General features: G+C 74.9%; 1 protein-coding gene. It reads right to left on the bottom strand.

Annotation, left to right across the window (positions count from 1 at the left end; translation table 11 throughout):
- The coding region (locus ACYVE7_RS34045) for an ATP-binding protein (protein WP_460370701.1) at positions 1–1,400 on the bottom strand (1,400 nt) is incomplete at both ends.

The raw sequence follows: 1,400 nt of genomic DNA, 5'->3' as shown, positions 1-1,400 counted from the left end.
CGCCCGCCAGCGCCGCGAACCGCGCCAGCGTCGCGACCAGCTCACCCGCGTACGACCGCATCCCCAGACCGCGGCAGCGCTCCAGGCTGTCGCGCAGCAGCGGCCCCGCCGACGCCGTGTCGCCGATCCGCAGGCTGACCCGGCCCAGCCCGAGCAGGCACCGGACCATCTCACCGCGCGTCTCGGTCACATAGTCGATGTCGAACAGATGGCGGCGCGCGTCCTCGTAGTGCTCCAGCGCGCCCGGCAGGTCGCCGCGCGCCTCCGCCAGCTCGGCCAGCCCGATGAGGGCCAGCCCGATCGGCCAGTGGTTCTCCGGCGCCACCCGCGCCAGCGCCTCCCGGTACCGGTCGTGGGCCTCACGGCCGCGGCCCGTGAGCTGCGCCGCCTGCGCCTGGGCGAGCGTGGTCCAGAGCCGGAGCGCGACGTCGCCGTGCGCGTCGGCCAGCACCTTGGCCTCCTCCGGCGCGAGCGCGCCCGGCACGTGCAGCAGCCCGGCCAGCGACGCCGCGACGGTCTGCCCGACATACCCCTCCGGGCCCTGCGACAGCTCGATCGCCGTCGCGCAGTCGGCCTTCGCGTCCTCGACGTCGCCGCAGTACAGGCACATTAGCCCGCGCAGCGCCAGCGCACGCCCCCGCAGCCAGCCGGGGACGTCACCGGCGGCCAGCAGCCGGTCCAGCGCCGACCGGTACGGCTCGAACAGGCCGTGCGCGACGATCGCGAACCGCATGTCGGTGAGGATCCGCAGCCCGGCGTCGGCACGGCCGTGCTCGGCGGCGAACGACAGCGCCGCGAACAGGTTCGGCAGGGTGCCCTCGATGAGGTGGTAGTGCCGCCGCATGTCCGGATCCTGCAGCGAGATCATCCGGCCGCCCGTCGCGTGCAGGCTCACCATGTGGTCGAGATGGCGGTGGCGCAGCGCCTCCATCGCCTCCTCCGGCAGATGGGCGTGCGCGAAGTCGCGGACGGTGTCGAGCATCCGGAACCTGACCAGGCCGCCGACCCGGCCGTCGAGGGCGATGAGGGACTTGTCGGCCAGTTCCGTGGTCGCGCCGAGCACGTCCGGGACGTCCGTGCAGACGGCTTCGGCCATCTCCAGGGTCCAGCCGCCGGAGAAGACGGTGAGCCGGCTCAGCAGGGCGCGGGCGCCGGCGCCGAGGGTCTGGTACGACCAGTCGACGGTCTCCCAGAGGGTGCGCTGCCGCCCGGGGCCGTTGCGCGAACCGCCGCGCAGCACCTGGAACCGGTCGGTCAGCCGCTCCCTGACCTGCTCGACGGAGAGCACGCGGGTCATCGCCGCGGCCAGCTCGATCGCCAGCGGGATGCCCTCCAGCGCGGCGCACAGCTCCCGCACCGCGTCGCCGTCCGGGACGCGCCCGGGCGCGACCAGCGCGGCC

This window comes from Actinocorallia lasiicapitis, from assembly GCF_054778695.1.
Note: the sequence above shows the minus strand (reverse complement) of the source record. Positions and strands in the feature narration are given on the sequence as shown.